This is a genomic window from Rugamonas sp., assembly GCF_025354735.1.
GTDB lineage: Bacteria > Pseudomonadota > Gammaproteobacteria > Burkholderiales > Burkholderiaceae_D > Rugamonas.
The window spans coordinates 1-19566 of the sequence record NZ_JANXMI010000043.1 but is presented as its reverse complement, the minus strand read 5'-3'; the positions used below and the strand labels follow the sequence as shown (position 1 = coordinate 19566).

Genomic DNA, 19566 nt, shown 5'->3' with positions numbered 1-19566 from the left:
GTGGGCCAGGATGATGCCGTCGAAGGGGATGGCGCCGAAGCCTTCCGTGCCCTTGTAGTTGCCTTCCTGGGTGGCCGTCAGCAGCGGGTGCAGCACCTTGATCGGCGCCTTGAACATTTCGACGAATTCCATCAAGCCCTGGTTGGCCAGGCACAGGCCGCCGGAATAGCTGTAGGCGTCGGGATCGTCCTGCGAATAGTCCTCCAGCTTGCGGATGTCGACCTTGCCGACCAGCGAGGAAATATCCTGGTTGTTTTCGTCGCCCGGTTCCGTTTTCGAAATGGCGACCTGCTTGAGCACGGACGGATAGCGCCTGACGACGCGGAACTGGTTGATGTCGCCGTTGAATTCATGCAGGCGCTTGACGGCCCACGGGCTGGGGATGTTGCGCAGGTAGCGCCGCGGGATGCCGTAATCCTCCTCCAGCAGCACGCCGTCCTCCTCTTCCTTGAACAGGCCCAGCGGCGACTCGTTGACCGGCGACCCTTTCAGGCAATAAAACGGCACATGCTCCATCAGCGACTTGAGCTTTTCGGCGATCGAGGACTTGCCGCCGCCGACCGGTCCCAGCAGATACAGGATTTGCTTGCGCTCCTCCAACCCCTGGGCGGCGTGGCGGAAGTAGGACACCACCTGCTCGATCACCTCCTCGGTGCCGTAGAACTCGCGGAAGGCCGGATAAATCTTGATGATCTTGTTGGCGAAGATGCGCGACAGCCGGGTATCGTTGCGCGTGTCGACCAGCGTCGGCTCGCCGATGGCGGCCAGCATGCGCTCGGGCGCGCTGGCGTAGGTCAGCTTGTCCTTTTTGCAGAGCGCCAGATACTCGCCCATCGACATTTCTTCTTCCTTGGTGCGTTCGTAGCGCGCGGCGTAGTTGTCAAAAATGGTCATTTGAATGTCCTTTAATGTAAACCTGCTAGTCACTGTATCGTCGGCAATCGGTTCTGTGGCCGCTGCCTGGCCTGTGCAATGCTGGACTCGTTTTTATTATGTGTTGCCAGCTTCCCCCGTGGCGGCCCGGATTGCCCGGGCCTGGAACTGAGCTGCGCTGCCGCGCGCTGGAGACAGTAGGCGGGCCTTTTTATGTGCAGTTCGTAACGCTTCTTACGCTGTTGAAATTTATTATTGCTCTATTGGTTCAGGAAGTCAAAAGATATGTCGTAATATCGTTAATACATAGTTGTAAGTATTTGATTTAAAACGAATAAGTGTAAAAATTCCTGGGATTTTTAATGGATTTAAAGACATTTTTATCGCTCAATAATGCCACACTCGCGCCGTGCTTGTGCCACATTATCACGCCTGTCCTGGCCGTGCTGACGCACGCGCAAATTGCGATAATTTTCAGCGTCGCGGCGATGCGCTAAGATGGCAGCCATCGCACCGTCTCCACCCTAGTCCCACCCTACACAGGAACCCGTCCCATGATGAACGACCAATTGCGCGCCATCGTGCAACAGATGCCGAAAGCCGAATTGCACATCCACATAGAAGGCTCGCTGGAGCCGGAACTGATCTTCGCGCTGGCCGAGCGCAACGGCGTGGCGCTGGCCTACGGCTCGGTCGAGCAGCTGCGCGCCGCCTACGCCTTCACCGACCTGCAATCGTTCCTCGATATTTACTACGCCGGCGCCAGCGTGCTGTTGCAAGAACAAGACTTTTACGACATGACGGCCGCCTACCTGGCCAGGGCCGCCCTGGACCATGTGCGCCACGCCGAAATCTTTTTCGACCCGCAGACGCACACGGCGCGCGGGGTCGACATCGGCACCGTCATCGGCGGCATCGCCCGCGCCTGCCGCGACAGCACGGTCAGCGCCACGCTGATTATGTGTTTCCTGCGCCACTTGTCGGAAGACGAGGCGCTGGCCACGCTGGAGGCGGCGCTGCCGTATCGCGACCAGCTCATCGGTGTCGGCCTCGATTCGTCCGAGGTCGGCCATCCGCCGGAAAAGTTCGCCCGCGTGTTCGCCCGCAGCAAGGCGCTGGGCCTGCACCTGGTGGCCCACGCCGGCGAGGAGGGGCCGCCGGCCTATATCGCCACGGCGCTCGACGTGCTGCACGTGGAGCGCATTGACCACGGCGTGCGCTGCCTGGAAGACGCGGCGCTGACGCGGCGCCTGGCGCGCGAGCAGATCGCGCTGACCGTGTGTCCGCTGTCGAACGTCAAGCTGCGCGTGTTCGACCGGATGGAACAGCACAATCTGGTGCAGCTGCTCGACGCCGGACTGGCCGCCACCGTCAATTCGGACGACCCGGCTTATTTCGGCGGCTATATGAACGATAATTTCATCGCCGCGTTCGACGCGCTGCCGCTGGGCCTGTCGCACGCGCAGCGGCTGGCGCGCAACAGCTTCAGCGCCGCCTTCCTGCCGGCCGCGCGCAAGCAGCAGCTGCTCGACGAGGTCGACGCCTTTTTCGCCGCCGCGGCGGTGTGAGTATCGCTTGCCATCGCTGACTGATTTTTTGAATCGAGTTCCATGTTCACACTAGCCTTGAAAATGACGGCGCGCGACTGGCGCGCCGGCCAGCTGCGCTTCCTGTTGATCGCGCTGACGGTGGCGGTGGCGGCGCTGTCGGCCTCCAACTTCTTTATCGACCGCCTGCGCTCCGGCCTCGAACGCGACGCCCACCAGCTGCTCGGGGCCGACGTCGTCGTCAGCGCCGACCAGCCGGTGGCGCCGGCCTGGCGCGCGCAGGCGCGCCAGGCCGGCCTGCTCATCGCCGACACGGTGGCCTTCCCCAGCATGGCGCAGGCCGGCGCCGGCGAGCAGTCGCTCGCGCTGCTGGCGGCCATCAAGGCGGTCGGCCCCGGCTACCCGCTGCGCGGCGCGCTCAAGCTCACCACCGACCCGGCGCAGGCCGAGCAAAGCCTGGGCACGGTGGCCGTCGGCACGCCCGCGCCCGGCACGGTGTGGATAGACGCCGGCCTGCTCGACGGTCTGAAAATCCGCCTCGGCGACGACCTCAAGCTCGGCGAAAAAACCTTCAAGGTGACGCGGCTGATCGCCTCCGAGCCGGACCGCGGCGCCTCCTTCCTCAGCTTCGCGCCGCGCGTCATGCTGGCGCTGGCCGACCTGCCGGCCACGCAGCTGATCCAGCCCGGCTCGCGCGTCAACTACCGAATGCTGGTCGCGGCGCCGACGCTGGACCAGCTGCCGCGCGCTGCCGCCTACGACACCTGGCTGCAAGCGCAAATCAAGGACGCCAACGTCAAGGGCGTGCGGATCGAGTCGCTGGAAACGGGGCGGCCCGAAATGCGCGCCACGCTGGACCGCGCCGGCCGCTTCCTGTCGCTGGTCGGCCTGCTGTCGGCGATGCTGGCGGCGGTCGCCGTGGCGATGGCGGCGCGCCGCTTCATGCTGCGCCACATGGACGCCTGCGCCATGCTGCGCTGCCTGGGCCTGACGCAAAACCAGGTCACGCTGATGTATCTGATCGAATTCCTGCTGGTCGGCCTGGCCGGCAGCCTGCTGGGCGTGGCCGTCGGCTTCGGCGGCCACTACGTGCTGCTCGACGTGCTGGGCAAGCTGGTGGCGGCCGACCTGCCGGCGCCGACCGCGCTGCCGGCGCTGCAAGGCGTGGCCACCGGCATGCTGTTGCTGCTCGGCTTCGCGCTGCCGCCGATACTCCAGCTGCGCAACGTGCCGCACAACCGCGTGCTGCGCCGCGAGCAGGACGCGCCCCGGGCGCTGGCGCTGGCGACCTACGGCCTCGGCCTGGTCGCCTTCGTGGTGCTGCTGCTGTGGCAGGCCGGCGACGCCCAGCTGGCGCTGTACACGGCGCTCGGCTTCCTGGCCGCCTTCGCCGTCTTCGGCCTGGTCGGCTGGCTGGCGTTGAAAACCTTGAAATCGCTGCGCGGCGCGGTCGACCATCAAAGCTGGCGCTTCGCGCTGACGTCGCTGCAGCGCCGGCCGGGCGCCACCATCGTGCAGATCGTGTCGCTGGCGCTGGGCCTGATGGCGCTGCTGGTGCTGACGGTGGTGCGCGGCGATTTGATGTCGGCCTGGCGCAGCGCCACGCCGCCGGACGCGCCCAACCGCTTCATCATCAACATCCAGCCCGAGCAGCGCGCCGACATCGCGGCCCGGCTGGCGCGCGCCGGCGTGCTCGACGCGCCGCAATATCCGATGATACGGGGCCGGCTGACGGCGGTGAACGGCGCGCCCGTCACCGAACAGACGTATAGCGACGACCGCGCCCGCAGCCTGGCAGACCGCGAGTTCAACCTGTCGACGATGGCGCAAATGCAGGCCGGCAACCAGATCGTCGCCGGCCGCTGGTTCGCCGACCAGGCCGGCGCGCCGGAGGCGTCGGTCGAGGAGGGCATCGCCAAGACGCTGCACTTCAAGCTCGGCGACACGCTGCGCTTCGACATCGCCGGCACGCCGGTCGACGCCAAAATCACCAGCCTGCGCAAGCTGGAATGGGGCTCGATGCGGGTCAACTTCTTCGTCATCCTCAATCCCCGGGCGCTGGCGGAGGAATCGCAAAGCTGGATCACGGCCTTCCACCTGCCGCCGCGGCAGGGCGCGCTGATGAACGCGCTCACGCGCGACGATCCCAATTTGACCGTGGTCGACGTCGGCGGCGTGCTGCGGCAGATCCAGGCGGTGCTCGACCAGGTGGTGACGGCGGTCGAATTCCTGTTCGCCTTCACGCTCGCTTCCGGCGTGCTGGTGCTGTACGCGGCGCTGATGGGCTCGCAGGACGAGCGCACGCGCGAGGCCGGCCTGCTGCGCGCGCTGGGCGCCACGCGCCGCCAATTGTCGCAGGCCCAGCTGATCGAGTTCGCCCTGGTCGGCGCGCTGGCCGGCCTGCTGGCCGCCAGCGGCGCGGCGGCGATGGGCTGGGGCCTGGCCACCTTCCAGTTCAAGTTCGCCTGGATGTTCCATCCCGAAGTGTGGCTGATCGGCTTGATGGCCGGCGCGCTGTGCGCCATCGCCGGCGGCTGGCTAGGCCTGCGCGGCGTGCTGCGCAAGCCGCCCTTGCAGACGCTGCGCGAAGCCTGAGTCGGTGGGCCGGCGTCAGGCCGCCATGGCGCCCGGCGCGTGGCGCTCGCGCAGGAACTGCGCATAGGAAAACACCGGCGCGGCGAAGTAGTGCGCCGGCAGCTCGAACAGCGCCCAGAAGTACAGCTGCTGTCCCTGGCACAGCCGCGGCGGCGCGCAATAGCGGTGCCAGTTGTCGCCCATGCCGCGCGCGTACATGCCGTCGCCGTACGGGTCCGAGAAAAACGGCAGCACGCGCCGCTCCAGCAGCGCGTCGAGCAGCGACGGCGGCGCGTCGCTGTCGCGCGCGATCTCGTACTGGGCCTGCATGCCCTGTTCGGTTTCGATGATCATCAGCGTGGCCTTGCCGTCGCGGTCGAGGAACAGGATGCCGGTCGGATTCGGGAAAATATAATGTTCGACGAAGCCCATGCTGAGCGCCAGTTCCCGCGCCAGCGCGGCGATCGCCGCATCGCGCATGAAGGGATAGTGGTGCAGCACCACCAGGTCGCGCAGCGTCTCGGAGCGGGCCGAAAAATAGTCCGCTTGCAGGGCCGCGATTTCCTGCTCCAGCGTGTCGAGCGCGTGCACGGCGCTTTTCTGGATGTAGCGGTCGATCAGGCCGCGGTTGAAGGCGTTGACGGCGATTTTCTCATCGGCCGCGCCGGTGAACAGAATTTTCTTGCAGGGCAGGTGGCGCAGCGCCGCGCAAAACTCGATGCCGTTCATCTGCGGCATCGAGTAGTCGACCACCAGCACGGCCGGCGTGGCGAAGCGCTCGGACCGCTCGGCGATGCGGTAGATGCGCTCCAGGTCGACGGCCACGTTGCACTGGTCCTGCGCCTGGTTCTGGGTGTCGTAATTGACGTGCAGCGGCGGCGCGCCGGCCCGCCCGCCGCCCTGGCGTTCGAGCCAGGCGAGCGCGCTGCGGCTGTCGTAAAAGGTCGTGCTGACCAGTTGCGGGTCGAGCTGGAAGGACAGGCTTTTTAAAAACGAGTCGCTGTCGTCGACCAGCACGGTCAGCGTGGGATGGCTGTAGATGGGAAATTGCATGGCTCACCTGAAATGGTCTTGGGCTTGGGGAATTCCAACACAAAAATCGCGTAAGCAGCCTCGCGCGACACGCAGCGGATACGGGCGTTCCAGGCCTGCATGATGTCGCGGCACAGCGCCAGGCCGATGCCGGTGCCGTGCTGCGGCGGATGGGTGAAGAAGCGCTGGAAGATCAGCGGCAGATGGGCAGTCGCCACGCCGCAGCCGGTGTCGATCACCAGCAGGCGCGGCGTGGCGCGCGCGCCGTCGACGACGATGCGCACCCGGCCCTTGCCGGCGCGCTGCACCGCCTTGAGCGCGTTGCGCAGCAGGTTCAGCAGGATCACCACCGACAGTTCCTGCTGGCCGGCGTAGTGGAAGTCGTGCTTGACGTCGACCGCCACCGCGTGCGGCGGCGTGCCGCCGGTGAACGGGTAGCGCCGCAGCACGGCGTCGACCACGGCCGCCATCGACACCGTTTCGGTCGGGCGCAGGTTGCGGTTGACGGCCGTGGCGCTGAGCAGGAACAGGTCGACCATGTGGTTCATGTGGCGCGCCTCGAACTGGATGCGGTTGAGCGCGTCGAGCGTGGCGCCGCGCTCCTCGGGCCGCGCGGCCGGGGCGCTCAGTACGCGGACCAGGCCGCGCACATTGGCGTCGATGCTGACGAGCGGCGTGCGCAGTTCGTGGGCCACGGTGGCCAGGCCGGCGCCGAGGCCGGCCAGCCTTTCCCGTTCCAGGGCGTTGCGGCTGACCTTGGTGGCCGACAGCGCGGCGATGGCGAAGCAATGGACCGGCAACTGTTGCAGCACGGCTTTGCTGAGCAACAGTTCGGCATGGCCGAGCGCGGCCACGGCCAGGCAGGCCAGCGTGGTGCCGATCAGGTAGGACAGGGTGGCGATGCCCATGTTGAAGTGGAACAACACGATCAGGCTCACCAGCAGCGCCTCGGCCGATACCGGCGAGGCGTGGTTCATCAGGCACATGAAGGTGAAGAAAAAACTCAGCGCATAGCTGAACACGACGATCTGGTAGAGCCGCAGGCCGCGCCGCGAAAAGCGCTGCGCGCCCACGCTGGCCAGGCAGAGCGCGACGGCGACCGCGCGCAGCGGCAGCGATTCGTAGGTTTCGGGCCACAGCCGGTGCCACACCAGATAGCACAGGGGATTGGCGGCGGCGCCGATCAGGCACAGCGTTTTCACGCGCGTGGTGGCATGGGCGGGCCGGGGCTGGCGCGCCGGCCAGGTGGGCCAGGCCAGCGTGGTCCAGGCCAGCGTGGGGAGCCGTCGCCAGCGTCCGGCGGGTAGGCGCGATCCGAGGTTCATGACGTTACCTTGATGTTGATCAATGGTGCATCATCATCCGAATTGAGGGGGCCGTAGGACCTATCCGAACCAGTATTGATCCATATCAAGCTCCCGATGGGCGCCAGGCCTCAACGTCTTGCTGCAGCTCATGACTTATCACTTTTCAGGGAGAACGTATGACCACAGCAAGCTCAGAGAACACCCATCATCACCGTCACGCCGCCGAGCAGCGCATGCCGGACTATGTCACCAGCCGCATGCATGAACACTATGTGACGCGCATCGAAAAGCTGCTGGGCGGCCACCATCCGACCGCCTGGCAACCGGCCCCGGCCGATGCGCTGTTCCTGGCCGGTAACGATTACCTGTGCCTGAGCGGCGAGGCCAGCCTGGTCGGCGCGCAGATGCGCAGCCTGGAGGCGAGCCAGGGCGAGCTGCTGATGTCGGCCGTGTTCATGAACGATGAAAGCCCGCAGCACCGGCTGGAGCGGAAGATGGCGCGCCACATGGGCGCCGAGGATGGCGTGCTGGGCCAGTCGGGCTGGGCCGTCAACGTCGGCCTGGTGCAGTCGCTGGCCGGCCCCGGTATCCCGGTCTACCTCCACATGCAGGCCCACGCCTCGCTGTGGGAAGGCGCGCACTCGGCCGGCGCCCCGGCCGTGACCTTCATGCACAACGACCTCGACCACCTGCGCCGCCAGGTCGCCAAGCACGGCGGCGGCGTCATCGTCGTCGACGCCATCTACAGCACCAACGGCAGCGTCGCGCCGCTGGTCGAACTGGTCGAACTGGCCGAGCGCGGCGGCTGCCTGCTGGTGGTCGACGAATCGCATTCGCTGGGCACGCACGGCCCGCGCGGCGCCGGCCTGGTGGCCGCACTGGGGCTGAGCGAGCGGGTGCACTTCCGCACCGCCTCGCTGGCCAAGGCCTTCGCCGGCCGCGCCGGCTTCTTCACCTGCTCCAGCAAATTCAAGGGTTACTTCGGCTGCGAGTCGCGCCCGGCCATCTTCAGCTCCTGCCTGCTGGCGCACGAACTGGCGTGGTTCGACGCCGCCATCGACTTCATCGCCGCCGCCGCCGATCGCCGCGCCGCGCTGCGCCGCCACACGCACGAGATCCGCGACGGCCTGCGCCGGCTGGGCTACAACGTCAACGACGGCAGCGAACAAATCATCGCCCTCGAAGGCGGGCCGGAACCGATGACGATGAAGATCCGCAAGGCGCTGGAACGGCGCGGCATCTACGGCGCCACCTTCGCCGCGCCGGCCACGCCGAAAAACCGTTCGCTGCTGCGCCTGACGCTGAACTCGGGCCTGAGCGCCGCCGAGATCGCGGCGCTGCTCGCCGCCTGCGCCGACGCGCGCGAGGAAGTCGACCTGGAAAACTGGTCGTCGACGCGCCGCCTGCGCCGCCTGGCGCTGGTCTGACCCGGCCGGGAGAGTGGCCGAATGCGTGGCCGGCCGTCGCGTGGCGCCACATGGTGCGCTATCATGGCGGCTATGACTGAACCACTCTCCCTCTACGAAGTGATCGGCGGCGAAACGCGCGTGCGCGACATGGTCGACCGGTTTTATGATTTGATGGACCTGGAGCCGCAATTCGCCGTGCTGCGCGCGGTCCACCCGCCCACGCTGGAGCACGCGCGCGAACAGTTGTTCCTGTTTTTGTGCGGCTGGATGGGCGGCCCCGACACCTACATCGAACGCAACGGCCACCCGCGCCTGCGCGCGCGCCACATGCCGTTCGCCATCGGCACCGTGGAACGCGACCAGTGGCTGCAAGCGATGGCGTGGGCGATGGACGATGTCGGCATCGACGAAGCGCTGCGATTGCGGCTGATGGAATCGTTCTATCAAACCGCCGACTGGATGCGCAACAAGCCCGATTAACCTTTAGCGATATTTATGAACCAGACTGAATTTTTCATCCTGCTGGCGGCGCTGCTGATCGTGATCGGTTTGCAGCTGGCGGCGCTGCTGCGCGCGCGCGGCGCGGCGGCCGACGCCGGCGGCGGCCTGGCCGAACGGATCGAGCGCGTCGAACGCGAAGTGCGCATGCAGCTGCAAACGACCGCGCAGGCCACGCGCCAGGACATGGGCCAGCATCTGTCGCAGGCCCACGCGGCCACCGTGCAGCAATTCGAGGCGATGCGGCGCCAGATCGAAACCCAAGGCCACAGCGGGCGCGAAGAACAGTCGCTGAACCTGAAGCGCTTCGCCGAGGCGATGAACGAGCGCATGGCCGAAGTGCGGGCCACGCTGGAAACCAAGATCCGCGATCTGCAGACGGACAACGGCGCGCGGCTCGAAGAGATGCGCAAGACGGTCGACGAAAAACTGCACGCGACGCTGGAGACGCGCTTGAGCGCATCGTTCCAGCAGGTCTCGGAGCGGCTCGAACGGGTGCACCAGGGCCTGGGCGAAATGCAGCAGCTGGCGCTGGGCGTGGGCGACTTGAAGCGGGTGCTGACCAACGTGAAAACGCGCGGCACCTGGGGCGAGGTGCAGCTCGAAATGCTGCTCGAGCAGGTGCTGACGCCGGAGCAGTACGCGAAGAACGTCGAGACCATCGCCGGCAGCGGCGCGCGGGTGGAGTTCGCGCTCAAGCTGCCCGGCCACGTCGACGGCGGCGCGCCGGTGTGGATGCCGATCGACGCCAAGTTCCCGAAGGAGCAGTACGAGCGCCTGCTCGACGCGGCCGAGCGGGCCGACGCCGACGGCGTGGCGCTGGCCGGCCGCGAGCTGGAACGGGCGGTGCGCGGCGAGGCCAAAACCATCGCCGAAAAATACCTGTCGCCGCCGCAGACCACCGACTTCGCCATCTTGTTTTTGCCGACCGAGGGGCTGTATGCGGAAGTGATGCGGCGTCCCGGACTGGCCGACGAATTGCAGCGCGTGCACCGCATCAGCATCGCCGGGCCGTCGACCCTGTCGGCGCTGCTCAATAGTTTGCAGATGGGCTTCCGCACGCTGGCGCTGGAAAAGCGCTCGTCCGAAGTGTGGCAGGTGCTGGGCGCGGTCAAGACCGAGTTCTCCAAATTCGGCGACGTGCTGGCCGCGACCAGGACGACGCTGGAACGGGCCGCCAAGAATATCGAAAGCGCCGAGACGCGCAGCCGCCAGATGGCGCGCAAACTGAAGTCGGTCGAAGCGCTGCCGAGCGAAGCGGCCCAGCTGCTGCTGGGCGCCGAGCTGGAAGGCGAGAGCGACGCGGCGTAAGGTGTGAATCTGAATGCGAGCGTGGAAGTGGATGCTGATATGAATGCGGCGGCGGCGTGGCATCGGGGTCAGACCCCGCTCTCGCAGGCGTTGAATACGGCCGCCGAACGGTAGCGGGGTCTGACTTCGAATGTCGGGACCCGGATTCCGCACAGCTTGGAAAGACTGACCCGCGCGTATCAGTCGCGCCGCTTAAAGGAGCATGCCATGCCCAGTCGCAGCCTCGCCTTGAACGCCGCCGGCATGCCGGCCATCCGGCGCGACAAGATCGTCAGCGCCGCCGACGCCGTCGCCCAGATACGCGACGGCGACACCATCGCCACCGGCGGCTTCGTCGGCGTCGGCTTCGCGGAAAACATCGCCGTCGCCCTCGAACAGCGCTTCCTCGCCACCGACGGCGGCGGCCACCCGCGCGACCTGACCCTGGTCTACGCGGCCGGCCAGGGCGACGGCCGGCAGCGCGGCCTCAATCACCTCGCGCACGAAGGTTTGATTAAGCGCGTCGTCGGCGGCCACTGGGCGCTGGTGCCCAAGCTGCAGCAGCTGGCCATGGCCAACAAGATCGAAGCCTACAACCTGCCGCAGGGCGTCATCAGCCAGCTGTTCCGCGACATCGCCGCCGGCAAACCGGGGCTGCTCACGCACGTCGGCCTCGGCACCTTCGTCGACCCGCGCCACGGCGGCGGCAAGATCAACGCCCGCACCACCGAGGAGCTGGTGGAGCTGACCACGCTGGGCGGCAAGGAGCAGCTGTTCTACAAGGCCCAGCCTATCCACGTCGGCATCATCCGCGGCACCACGGCCGACGCCAACGGCAACGTGACGATGGAGCGCGAGGCGCTGACGCTCGAAGCGCTGGCGATCGCCATGGCGGCGCACAATTCGGGCGGCATCGTCATCGTGCAGGTCGAGCGCATCGCCGAACGCGGCACCCTCAACGCGCGCCAGGTGAAGATACCCGGCATCCTGGTCGACTGCGTGGTGGTGGCGGAAAAGCCCGAATATCACATGCAGACCTTCGCCGAGCCATACAGCGCGGCCTACGCCGGCGAGCTGCGGGTGCCGCTGTCGAGCATCGCGCCGATGGCGCTGTCGGAGCGCAAGATCATCGCGCGCCGCGCGCTCATGGAGCTGCGGCCGAACAGCGTCGTCAATCTCGGCATCGGCATGCCGGAGGGCGTGGCCAACGTCGCGGCGGAGGAGCAGCTGCTCGACCTGGTGACGCTGACGGCGGAACCGGGCGTGATCGGCGGCCTGCCCGCCGGCGGCTTGAACTTCGGCGCCGCCACCAACGCCGACGCCATCATCGACCAGCCGTCCCAGTTCGACTTCTACGACGGCGGCGGCCTCGATGTCGCCTTCCTCGGGCTGGCGCAGGCTGACCGGCACGGCAACCTCAATGTCAGCAAATTCGGCGACCGGCTGGCCGGCGCCGGCGGCTTCATCAACATCAGCCAGAACGCGAAGAAGGTGGTCTTCATCGGCACCTTCACCGCCGGCGGCTTGCAGGTGGCGGTGGACGGCGGCCGGCTGCGCATCGCGCGGGAGGGCGCGTCGCGCAAATTCGTCGAGGAAGTCGAGCACCGCACCTACAGCGGCGAGTACGCGGTGGCGCGCGGCCAGACGGCGCTGTTCATCACGGAGCGCTGCGTGTTCCGCCTGACGCCGCAAGGGCTGGAGCTGATCGAGATCGCGCCGGGCATCGATCTGGAACGCGACATTTATGCGCAGATGGATTTCCGGCCGCAGCTGGGCGCGGCGCTCAAGACGATGGACGCGCGCATCTTCGCGCCGGCGGCGATGGGCTGGCGCGCCGATTTCCTGGCGCAGCCGCTGGAGCAGCGCCTGATCTACGACGCGCGGCAGCAGCGCTTCTTCGTCAACTTCGAAAATTTCGACGTCGGCGACGCCGCCACCATCACCGCCATCGCCGACATGGTGGCGGCGCGCCTGGCGCCGCTGGGGCGCAAGGTCGCGGCCATCATCAACTACGATAATTTTTCCATCGCGCCCGACCTGATGGACGATTACGTGGCCATGGTCGACGGCTTGACCGAGCGCTATTACAGCAAGGTCACGCGCTATACGCACAGCACCTTCATGCGCGCCTGCCTGGGCCGCGCCTTCCGCCGCATCGAAAAAGATCCGGCGCTGTTTGCGAATGCGGCCGAAGCGCTGTCACGCTTGCAGGGCGACGCGGCCGACGATGCGAACCCGGGGCCACCTTGATGTGAATTTAATGTGACCCCAGGCGCTCGAGCCGCAGCCGGTGCCGTTCGTCGGTGACGGCGCGCGCCGCCATGTAGACCGCGCCGGTGGCCGCGATGCCGCTGCCGCCGGCCAGCAAAAACATCAGCAGGATTTGATAGCGCACCGCGTCCATCGGGTCCATGCCGGCCAAAATCTGGCCGGTCATGATGCCGGGCAGGGTGATGATGCCGGCCGCCGACATCTGGTTGATGATGGGGATCAGGCCCTTGCGGATCGAGTCGCGCACCAGCGGCGCCAGCGCCTCGTTGCGGGTGGCGCCGAGCACCAGCCGCGCTTCGACGGCGGCGCGGGCGTGGACCACGCCGCCGTAGAACGTGTCCAGTCCCAGGCTGGCCGCGTTGAGCACGGTGCCCAGCACGATGCCGATCAGCGGTATGGCGTAGCGCGGGTCGTACCACGGCGTCGGGTGCAGCACGGTGAGCAGCGCGAGCATCACGGTGGCGACGCTGGACAGGCCGACGCTGGCCACGCTGAGCCACACGCCGGGCCAGCCGCGCAGGCCGTGCGCGGGCCGCGTGGCCACCTCGCGCGCGGCGGCCACGATCATCAGCGCGGCGACGGCCAGCGTGGCCGCCGGCGAGGTGATGGCGAAGACCCAGCGCAGCACCAGGCCGACCAGCAGCAGCTGCACCACCATGCGCAGCGCGGCCCACAGCACCTGCTTGTGCAGGCGCAGGCCGAGCAGGGCCGAGATGACGGCGTCGAACAGCACCAGCGAGGCCGCGATGGCGAGATCGGCGGCGCCGGGTTGGATGGTGTGGAAGGCCGCGCTCATCTTGTTTTCATGGCGCTTTCATGGCGCGACGATGCCGTCGACGTCGCCGTCGCCATCGGCCGCCGCCAGCCGGCGCTCGCGCATGTGCAGGCGGCGCTGGCACAGGCGCGCGGCCTGCTGCCGCGAATGCGTGACGAGGACGATGGACAGGCCGGCTTGCAGTTCAGCCTTCAGCAACGCTTCGGTGGCGGCGATGGCGTCTTCGTCCAGCGCGGCGGTCGGCTCGTCGAGCAGCAGCACGCGCGGCGCGCAGGCCAGCGACCGTATCAGCGCCATGCGCTGCCGTTCGCCGGTGGACAGGCGGGCGATGTCGGCGTCCAGCAGCGCCGCCGACAAATTCAATCGCGGCAGCAGCGCGTGGACCCGCTCCATCTGTTCGGGTTTGAAATGGGCGGCGGCCGTCGGCTCCCACCATGCCGCTTCGGCCGGCTGGTACACGACCCGGGCGCGCCACTGCGGCGCCGTCATCTGCGCGCGTGCCGCGCCGTCGACCCAGGCCTCGCCGCTGTTGGGATCGAGGTCGCAGATCATCCTTAGCAGCAGGCTTTTTCCGGAGCCCGATGGCCCCAGCACGGCCAGGCATTCGCCGGCCGCCAGCGCGAACGAAAACGGTCCGGCCAGCGCCGAGCGCAGCGCGCTGATTTGCAGGCGCGCGGTCATGGGGGAATTCGCGGGGGCCGTCGCGCCGACCGTCATTTCGGCCGTCATCAATTTATACCAGGCCGTCGAACAGCATCAGGTCGACCATGTCGCCGGCGGCCACGTCGCCCTGTTCGTCGTGCAGCACGACCATGCAGTTCGCCTGCGACATCGAGCGCAGGATGCCGGAGCCCTGGGCGCCGGTGATGCACACTTCGGGCGCGCCGTCGGCGCCGCCGCGCACGATGGCGCGCTGGTATTCGGTGCGGCCGATTTTTTTGCGGATCGCGCTGGACGCGCGCGCGCGCAGCAGCGGCGGCGCGGCGCCGGCGTCGACGCCCATCATGCGCAGCAGCGCGGCGCGCGCGAAGCAGTAGAACGAGACCATGACCGCGACCGGATTACCGGGCAGGCCGAACAAAAAGGCGCTGCGCCCGTTCGAGGCGATTTTGCCAAAGGCGAGCGGGCGGCCGGGCCGCATGTTCAGCTTCCAGAACGTGACGTCGCCCAGCGCGGCCATGATTTGTTTGGTGTAGTCGGCCGCGCCGACCGAGACGCCGCCCGAGGTGACGATGGCGTCGGCGTTTTCGCAGGCGCTGCGCAGGGCCGCCTCCAGCGCCGCCGGGTCGTCCCTGACGACGCCCATGTCGATGACGTCGCAGCCCAGGCGCAGCAGCATGCCGTACAGCGTGTAGCGGTTGCTGTCGTAGACGCAGCCGGGATCGAGCGCGTCGCCGACGGAGCGCAGTTCGTCGCCGGTCGAGAAGAAGGCCACGCGCAGGCGCCGCCGCACCGCCACCTCGGCGATGCCGAGCGAGGCGAGCAGGCCCAGGTCGGCCGGGCGCACGATGCGGCCCTTGGCCAAAGCCGGGCTGCCGGTGTGCAGGTCTTCGCCGCGCAGGCGGCGGTTGTCGCCGGCGCGCAGCAGGCCGGGCGCGATGGTGACGCTGGTGGCGCCGACGGCCGTGGCCAGTTCCTGCGGCAGCACGCAGTCGGCGCCGGCCGGCATCACGCCGCCGGTCATGATGCGCATGCAGTCGCCGGGGGCGAGCGCCGTCTCCACCGGGCGGCCGGCGTAGACGACGCCGGCGATGCGCAGCGTGGTCGGCGCGTCGGCGGCCAGGTCGGCGGCGCGCAGCGCGTAGCCGTCCATGGCCGAGTTGTCGTGCGCCGGCACGCAGATCGGCGAGACGATGTCCTCGGCCAGCACGCGATCGAGGGCGCTGCGCAGCGCGACGCGTTCGACGGCCTGTATCGGCTCGATGAAATCGGCGATGATGCGCTGGGCATCGCCCACCGACAGCGCCTCGGGATCGTAGGCGGACAGGCAGCCGGCGGCGGTGGCGGCCACGCTGGCGCTGGTGGGCACCGGCGCCGCCTCCGGCGCGGCGCGTTCGTAGTGCTGCAATTCGCCCAGCGTGTTGAGGTTGCGGAAGGCGGCGGCGTCGTCGAACAGCACTTCGGTCACGCGGATCGCCTTGTGCCAGCCGTCCAGGCGGCGCGCGCCGGTGTCGAGGTAGGCGTTCAGCTGCGCCAGCACGGCCGTTTTCATCAGCGTGAAGACGGGGTGGGTCTGGCGGTAGGGCCGGCCGTCCTGGTCCGTTTCCATCGTCACGGCGATGGCCAGGTCGGCGTCGTCGGCCAGCAGCGCGGCGTGCAGGCGTTCGACCAGGTCGGCGGGCAGGAAGGGCGAGTCGCACGGCGCGGTCGCCAGCAGTTCGGTGCCGCAGTGGCGCAAGCCGGTTTGCAGGCCGGCCAGCGGGCCTTCGAAGCCGCCCAGTTCATCGGGCCACACCGGCACCGGGTCGGACGCAAACAAGGCCTGGTACTGCGGCAGGTTGCGGTTGGCGTTGATGGCCAGCGCGGCCACCTGCGGCGCCAGCCGCCGCATCACGTGCGACACCAGCGTGGCGCCGCGGAACGGTTGCAAACCCTTGTCGACGCGGCCCATGCGGGTGCCGCGCCCTCCCGCCAGTATCAGTGCCGTGACCTTTTGCTTGAATGACAAACTATCCCCCGATATAAGACATTTCGACTTTGTTGGCGCGGCTGGAGCGTTCGATGCCGCTGGTGTTGATGGTGCGTAGTTCGGAATAGCGGTCGCCGCGCGCGCGCCACAACTGGGCCACGGCGCTGGAGATTTCGGCGTCGCTGCGGCCGGCGCGTAGCAGCGCGCGCAAATCGTGGCCGCCGGTGGCGAACAAACAGGTGAACAGCTTGCCCTCGGTCGACAGGCGCGCGCGGGTGCAGTCGTGGCAAAACGCCTCGGTCACGCTGGAGATCAGGCCGATCTCGCCGGCGCCGTCGGCGTAGCGCCAGCGCGCGGCCGTCTCGCCCGGATAGTTCGCTTGCAGCGGCAGCAGCGGCAGCTCGGCGCCGATGCGCCGGACGATTTCCGCCGACGGGATCACTTCGGCCAGGTTCCAGCCGTTGGAGGCGCCGACGTCCATGTATTCGATGAAGCGCAGGATGTAGGGCGTGTGCCTGAAGTGGCGCGCCATCGGCAGGATTTCCTGGTCGTTCATGCCGGCCTTGACGACCATGTTGATCTTGATCGGGCCCAGGCCCACCTGGTGCGCCATGTCGATGCCGCGCAGGACGTCGTCGACGGCGAAGTCGACGTCGTTCATGCGCTTGAAGACGGCGTCGTCGAGCGCGTCGAGCGACACGGTGATGCGTTGCAGCCCGGCGTCCTTGAGCGACTGCGCCTTCTTGGCCAGCAGCGAGGCGTTGGTGGTCAGCGTCAGGTCGAGCCGGCCGCCGTCGCGCGTCTTCAATTCGCTGAGCATGCCGACCAGCTTTTCGATATTCTTGCGCAGCAGCGGCTCGCCGCCGGTGAGGCGGATTTTTTCGACGCCGTGGGCGATGAACAGCTGGGCCAGGCGCGTGATTTCCTCGAACGACAGCAGCGAATCATGCGGCAGATATTGATAGTCCTTGTCGAACAGCGCCTTCGGCATGCAGTAGACGCAGCGGAAATTGCAGCGGTCGGTGACGGAAATGCGCAGGTCGTGCAGCGGCCGGGCGAGTTGATCCCTCACGCTGCCGGTCGGCGTTTCCAGCAACGCGGGGATGGCCGGGGCCGGGCTGCGGCTGTCCGACAGGATGATGATTTTTTCTGCCATGAATAGGTTGCAATATTGCCTGATGCGGAAGCGTGTGTGCTTCAAAGACAGCTACGATAGCACGCGCGCGAGAATCGCACAGGGGCCGGTGTCATGAAAAAAGGGAAGCACATGGCTTCCCTTTTGGTTCAGCTTGCGGGCCGTGGCCCGTGGCGCTTACTGGCGGGTGTTGATTTGCACCAGCGGCTCTTCGGCTTGCTGCTGCACGGGCTTGCGCTCGCGCGGCACACGCACCGGGGCGACGGCGTTGGCGGCCGCTTCCTGTGCCGCGCGCAGCTTGGCGGGATCGGTGCCGGCCAGCGTCAGGCCGGCGGAGCCGAGCACTGCCTGCAGGTCGATGGGCGCCGATGGTGCGACCGCCGCCGGTGCCGCGGCTTCGACCGCTGGGGCCGGAGCTGCTGCGACCACGGGCGCCGGAGCTTCAACTACCGGCGCCGCTTCGACGACCGGTGCTGCCGGTGCCGCCACTTCGGTGACGGCGGCGGCTGGCTCGGCGACAGGCGCTGCGGCTTCCGCCACCACGACTGGCACTTCGAGCAGCGGAGCGATCGCAGCGGCGGATACTTCAGCGGCCGGCTTTTCAGCGAACGCAAACTCGGCAACAGGCACCGGTTCCGCGACGACAGGCTCGGCCGCGGTTGCGGTTGCGGCGACGGCCGCGTCGACCGGCGCTGGAACGGCGGCGATCGCTTCAACGGCCGCTGTCACCGGCGTTACCACCGGCGTTACCACTGCGGCGGACGTTGCCGCTTCCACCACCGGCGCTGCGGCATGGCCTTCGGTCTCGGCCGGCGCGACGGTGAAGCTGACGGTCGAAGTGTGGGCTTCGCCTTGCTCTTCATTGCCGCCTTCGCCTTCGACACCCTCGCCACCTTCGCGGTCGCGACGATTGCGGTTGCGGCCGCCGCGACGACGACGACGACGCGGTTCTTCGCCATCGGCCGCTTCGTTTTCTTCGCCTTCAGGGCCGGTGCTGAGCGCCGGCTTGAGGATGGTGGCGGCGTCGATGGCCGGGCCGTGCGCTGGGACGACTGCCGCATCGGCTGCGCCGGCGACGGCCGACAATGCCAGTTCTTCCGTTTTCGCTTCCGTCACCAGCTTGTCGCCACGCGGTTCGCGTGGTTCACGCGGCGGACGCGGCGTGCGCTCAGCACGTTCGGGACGCTCGGCGCGCTCCGGACGTTCGGCGCGTTCGCGCGGCGCCTGGCCTTCGACGGCCACGCCGTCGCGCGCTTCACGCGGCTCGCGCGGCGGACGCGGTGGGCGGGCTGGACGGACGGCGGCGTCGGCCGGCTTGGCGTTCTCGTCCTGTGCGGGACGGACGGCGGCGGCGGCGCCCGGCTCGCGCTCTTCGCGCTCGCGGCTGCCCGGCTTGCCGTTCCGGCTGCGGCCGCGCGGGCCACGGGCGTTGCGGTCGCCGCGATCGCCGGCCGGAGCGGCCTTGGTGACGATGGTCGGTGCCACCGGCGCGCGGACGGGGGTTTCTTTTTCAGGCAGGAACATGCTGACCAGTTTGGCGAAGAAGCCTTTCTGGGCCGGCGCGACCGGCGCGGCGACCGGCGCGGCCTTGACCGCTTCGGCCGGCTTGCGCTCGACCAAAGGTGCCGGCTGGTCAGGGGTGATGGTCTTGACCATGGCTTCCTGGCGCGGCTTGGCTTCTTCCTTCTGGCGCTTGCTGTAAGCCATGTCGGTTTCGGCCGACTCGGCCAGGGTGTAGCTGGCCTGGCTGTCTTCGAGGCGCGGATCGTCGTGCTTGATGCGCTCGAGCTTGTAGTGCGGCGTGTCCAGATGCTTGTTCGGGATCAGGATCACGGCGATGCGGTGGCGGTTTTCGATCTTCAGCACTTCGCCGCGCTTTTCGTTGAGCAGGAAAGCGGCGACGTCGACCGGCACTTGCACGTGGATGGTGGCCGAGTTTTCCTTCATCGCCTCTTCCTGGATGATGCGCAGGACTTGCAGGGCCGACGATTCGGTGTCGCGGATGTGGCCGGTGCCGTTGCAACGCGGACAGGTCACATGACTGCCTTCGGACAGCGACGGACGCAGGCGCTGGCGCGACAGTTCCATCAGGCCGAAGCGGGAAATCTTGCCCATCTGGACGCGGGCGCGGTCGTGGTGCAGCGCGTCTTTCAGGCGCTGTTCGACTTCGCGCTGGTTCTTGGCCACTTCCATGTCGATGAAATCGATCACGATCAGGCCGCCCAG

The 19566-nt window shown here is 67.8% G+C and carries 13 protein-coding genes and 1 pseudogene; 6 read left to right on the top strand and 8 right to left on the bottom strand.

The genetic code is table 11. The features are described 5' to 3' along the window. Positions 1–894: pseudogene (locus Q0S71_RS04770) on the bottom strand (PrkA family serine protein kinase); the annotation flags it as partial. A gap of 533 nt (positions 895–1427) precedes the next feature. Here Q0S71_RS04770 and Q0S71_RS04765 point away from each other — a divergent pair. Next, entirely contained in the window at positions 1428–2441 is a 1014-nt protein-coding gene (locus tag Q0S71_RS04765) for an adenosine deaminase (protein ID WP_295992083.1), read from the top strand. Positions 2442–2483: 42 nt separating this feature from the next. Next, positions 2484–5015, top strand: a complete 2532-nt coding sequence (locus Q0S71_RS04760) for an FtsX-like permease family protein (protein ID WP_295992080.1) — start codon at positions 2484–2486, stop codon at positions 5013–5015. A gap of 15 nt (positions 5016–5030) precedes the next feature. Here Q0S71_RS04760 and Q0S71_RS04755 read toward each other — a convergent pair whose 3' ends face one another. Together Q0S71_RS04755 and Q0S71_RS04750 are read right to left on the bottom strand one after the other, a co-directional pair. Next, complete coding sequence (locus Q0S71_RS04755; RefSeq protein WP_295992079.1) at positions 5031–6047, bottom strand: response regulator; 1017 nt, start codon at positions 6045–6047, stop codon at positions 5031–5033. Continuing rightward, entirely contained in the window at positions 6014–7351 is a 1338-nt protein-coding gene (locus tag Q0S71_RS04750) for a HAMP domain-containing sensor histidine kinase (RefSeq protein WP_295992076.1), read from the bottom strand. The genes Q0S71_RS04755 and Q0S71_RS04750 overlap by 34 nt, the downstream gene beginning before the upstream one ends. 158 nt (positions 7352–7509) lie before the next feature. Between Q0S71_RS04750 and cqsA the strand changes: the two genes are divergently transcribed. The 4 genes from cqsA to Q0S71_RS04730 all read left to right on the top strand — a co-directional run bounded on the left by cqsA (position 7510) and on the right by Q0S71_RS04730 (position 12780). Continuing rightward, complete coding sequence (cqsA, locus tag Q0S71_RS04745) at positions 7510–8760, top strand: alpha-hydroxyketone-type quorum-sensing autoinducer synthase (RefSeq protein WP_295992072.1); 1251 nt, start codon at positions 7510–7512, stop codon at positions 8758–8760. 63 nt (positions 8761–8823) lie between these two features. After that, positions 8824–9222, top strand: a complete 399-nt coding sequence (locus Q0S71_RS04740; RefSeq protein WP_295992070.1) for a group II truncated hemoglobin — start codon at positions 8824–8826, stop codon at positions 9220–9222. A 15-nt stretch (positions 9223–9237) separates the two neighbouring features. Next, positions 9238–10551, top strand: a complete 1314-nt coding sequence (locus tag Q0S71_RS04735) for a DNA recombination protein RmuC (protein WP_295992067.1) — start codon at positions 9238–9240, stop codon at positions 10549–10551. A 207-nt stretch (positions 10552–10758) separates the two neighbouring features. Further along, positions 10759–12780, top strand: a complete 2022-nt coding sequence (locus Q0S71_RS04730; RefSeq protein WP_295992064.1) for an acyl CoA:acetate/3-ketoacid CoA transferase — start codon at positions 10759–10761, stop codon at positions 12778–12780. Between the two features lie 7 nt (positions 12781–12787). Here the strand turns inward: Q0S71_RS04730 and fetB are convergent, their stop codons facing one another. The 5 genes from fetB to Q0S71_RS04705 all read right to left on the bottom strand — a co-directional run. Beyond that, positions 12788–13597 (bottom strand): iron export ABC transporter permease subunit FetB, encoded by an 810-nt coding sequence (gene fetB, locus Q0S71_RS04725; RefSeq protein WP_295992060.1) that lies wholly within the window; start codon positions 13595–13597, stop codon positions 12788–12790. Between the two features lie 18 nt (positions 13598–13615). After that, complete coding sequence (locus Q0S71_RS04720; protein ID WP_295992057.1) at positions 13616–14305, bottom strand: ATP-binding cassette domain-containing protein; 690 nt, start codon at positions 14303–14305, stop codon at positions 13616–13618. 4 nt (positions 14306–14309) lie between these two features. Continuing rightward, positions 14310–16244: a gephyrin-like molybdotransferase Glp gene (gene glp, locus Q0S71_RS04715; protein WP_295992056.1), complete on the bottom strand. Its 1935-nt coding sequence runs from the start codon at positions 16242–16244 to the stop codon at positions 14310–14312. Position 16245: 1 nt separating this feature from the next. Beyond that, complete coding sequence (gene moaA / locus Q0S71_RS04710; RefSeq protein WP_295992055.1) at positions 16246–17361, bottom strand: GTP 3',8-cyclase MoaA; 1116 nt, start codon at positions 17359–17361, stop codon at positions 16246–16248. Between the two features lie 156 nt (positions 17362–17517). Then, a partial coding sequence (locus tag Q0S71_RS04705; protein WP_295992054.1) for a ribonuclease E/G occupies positions 17518–19566 on the bottom strand: 2049 nt, incomplete at its 5' end.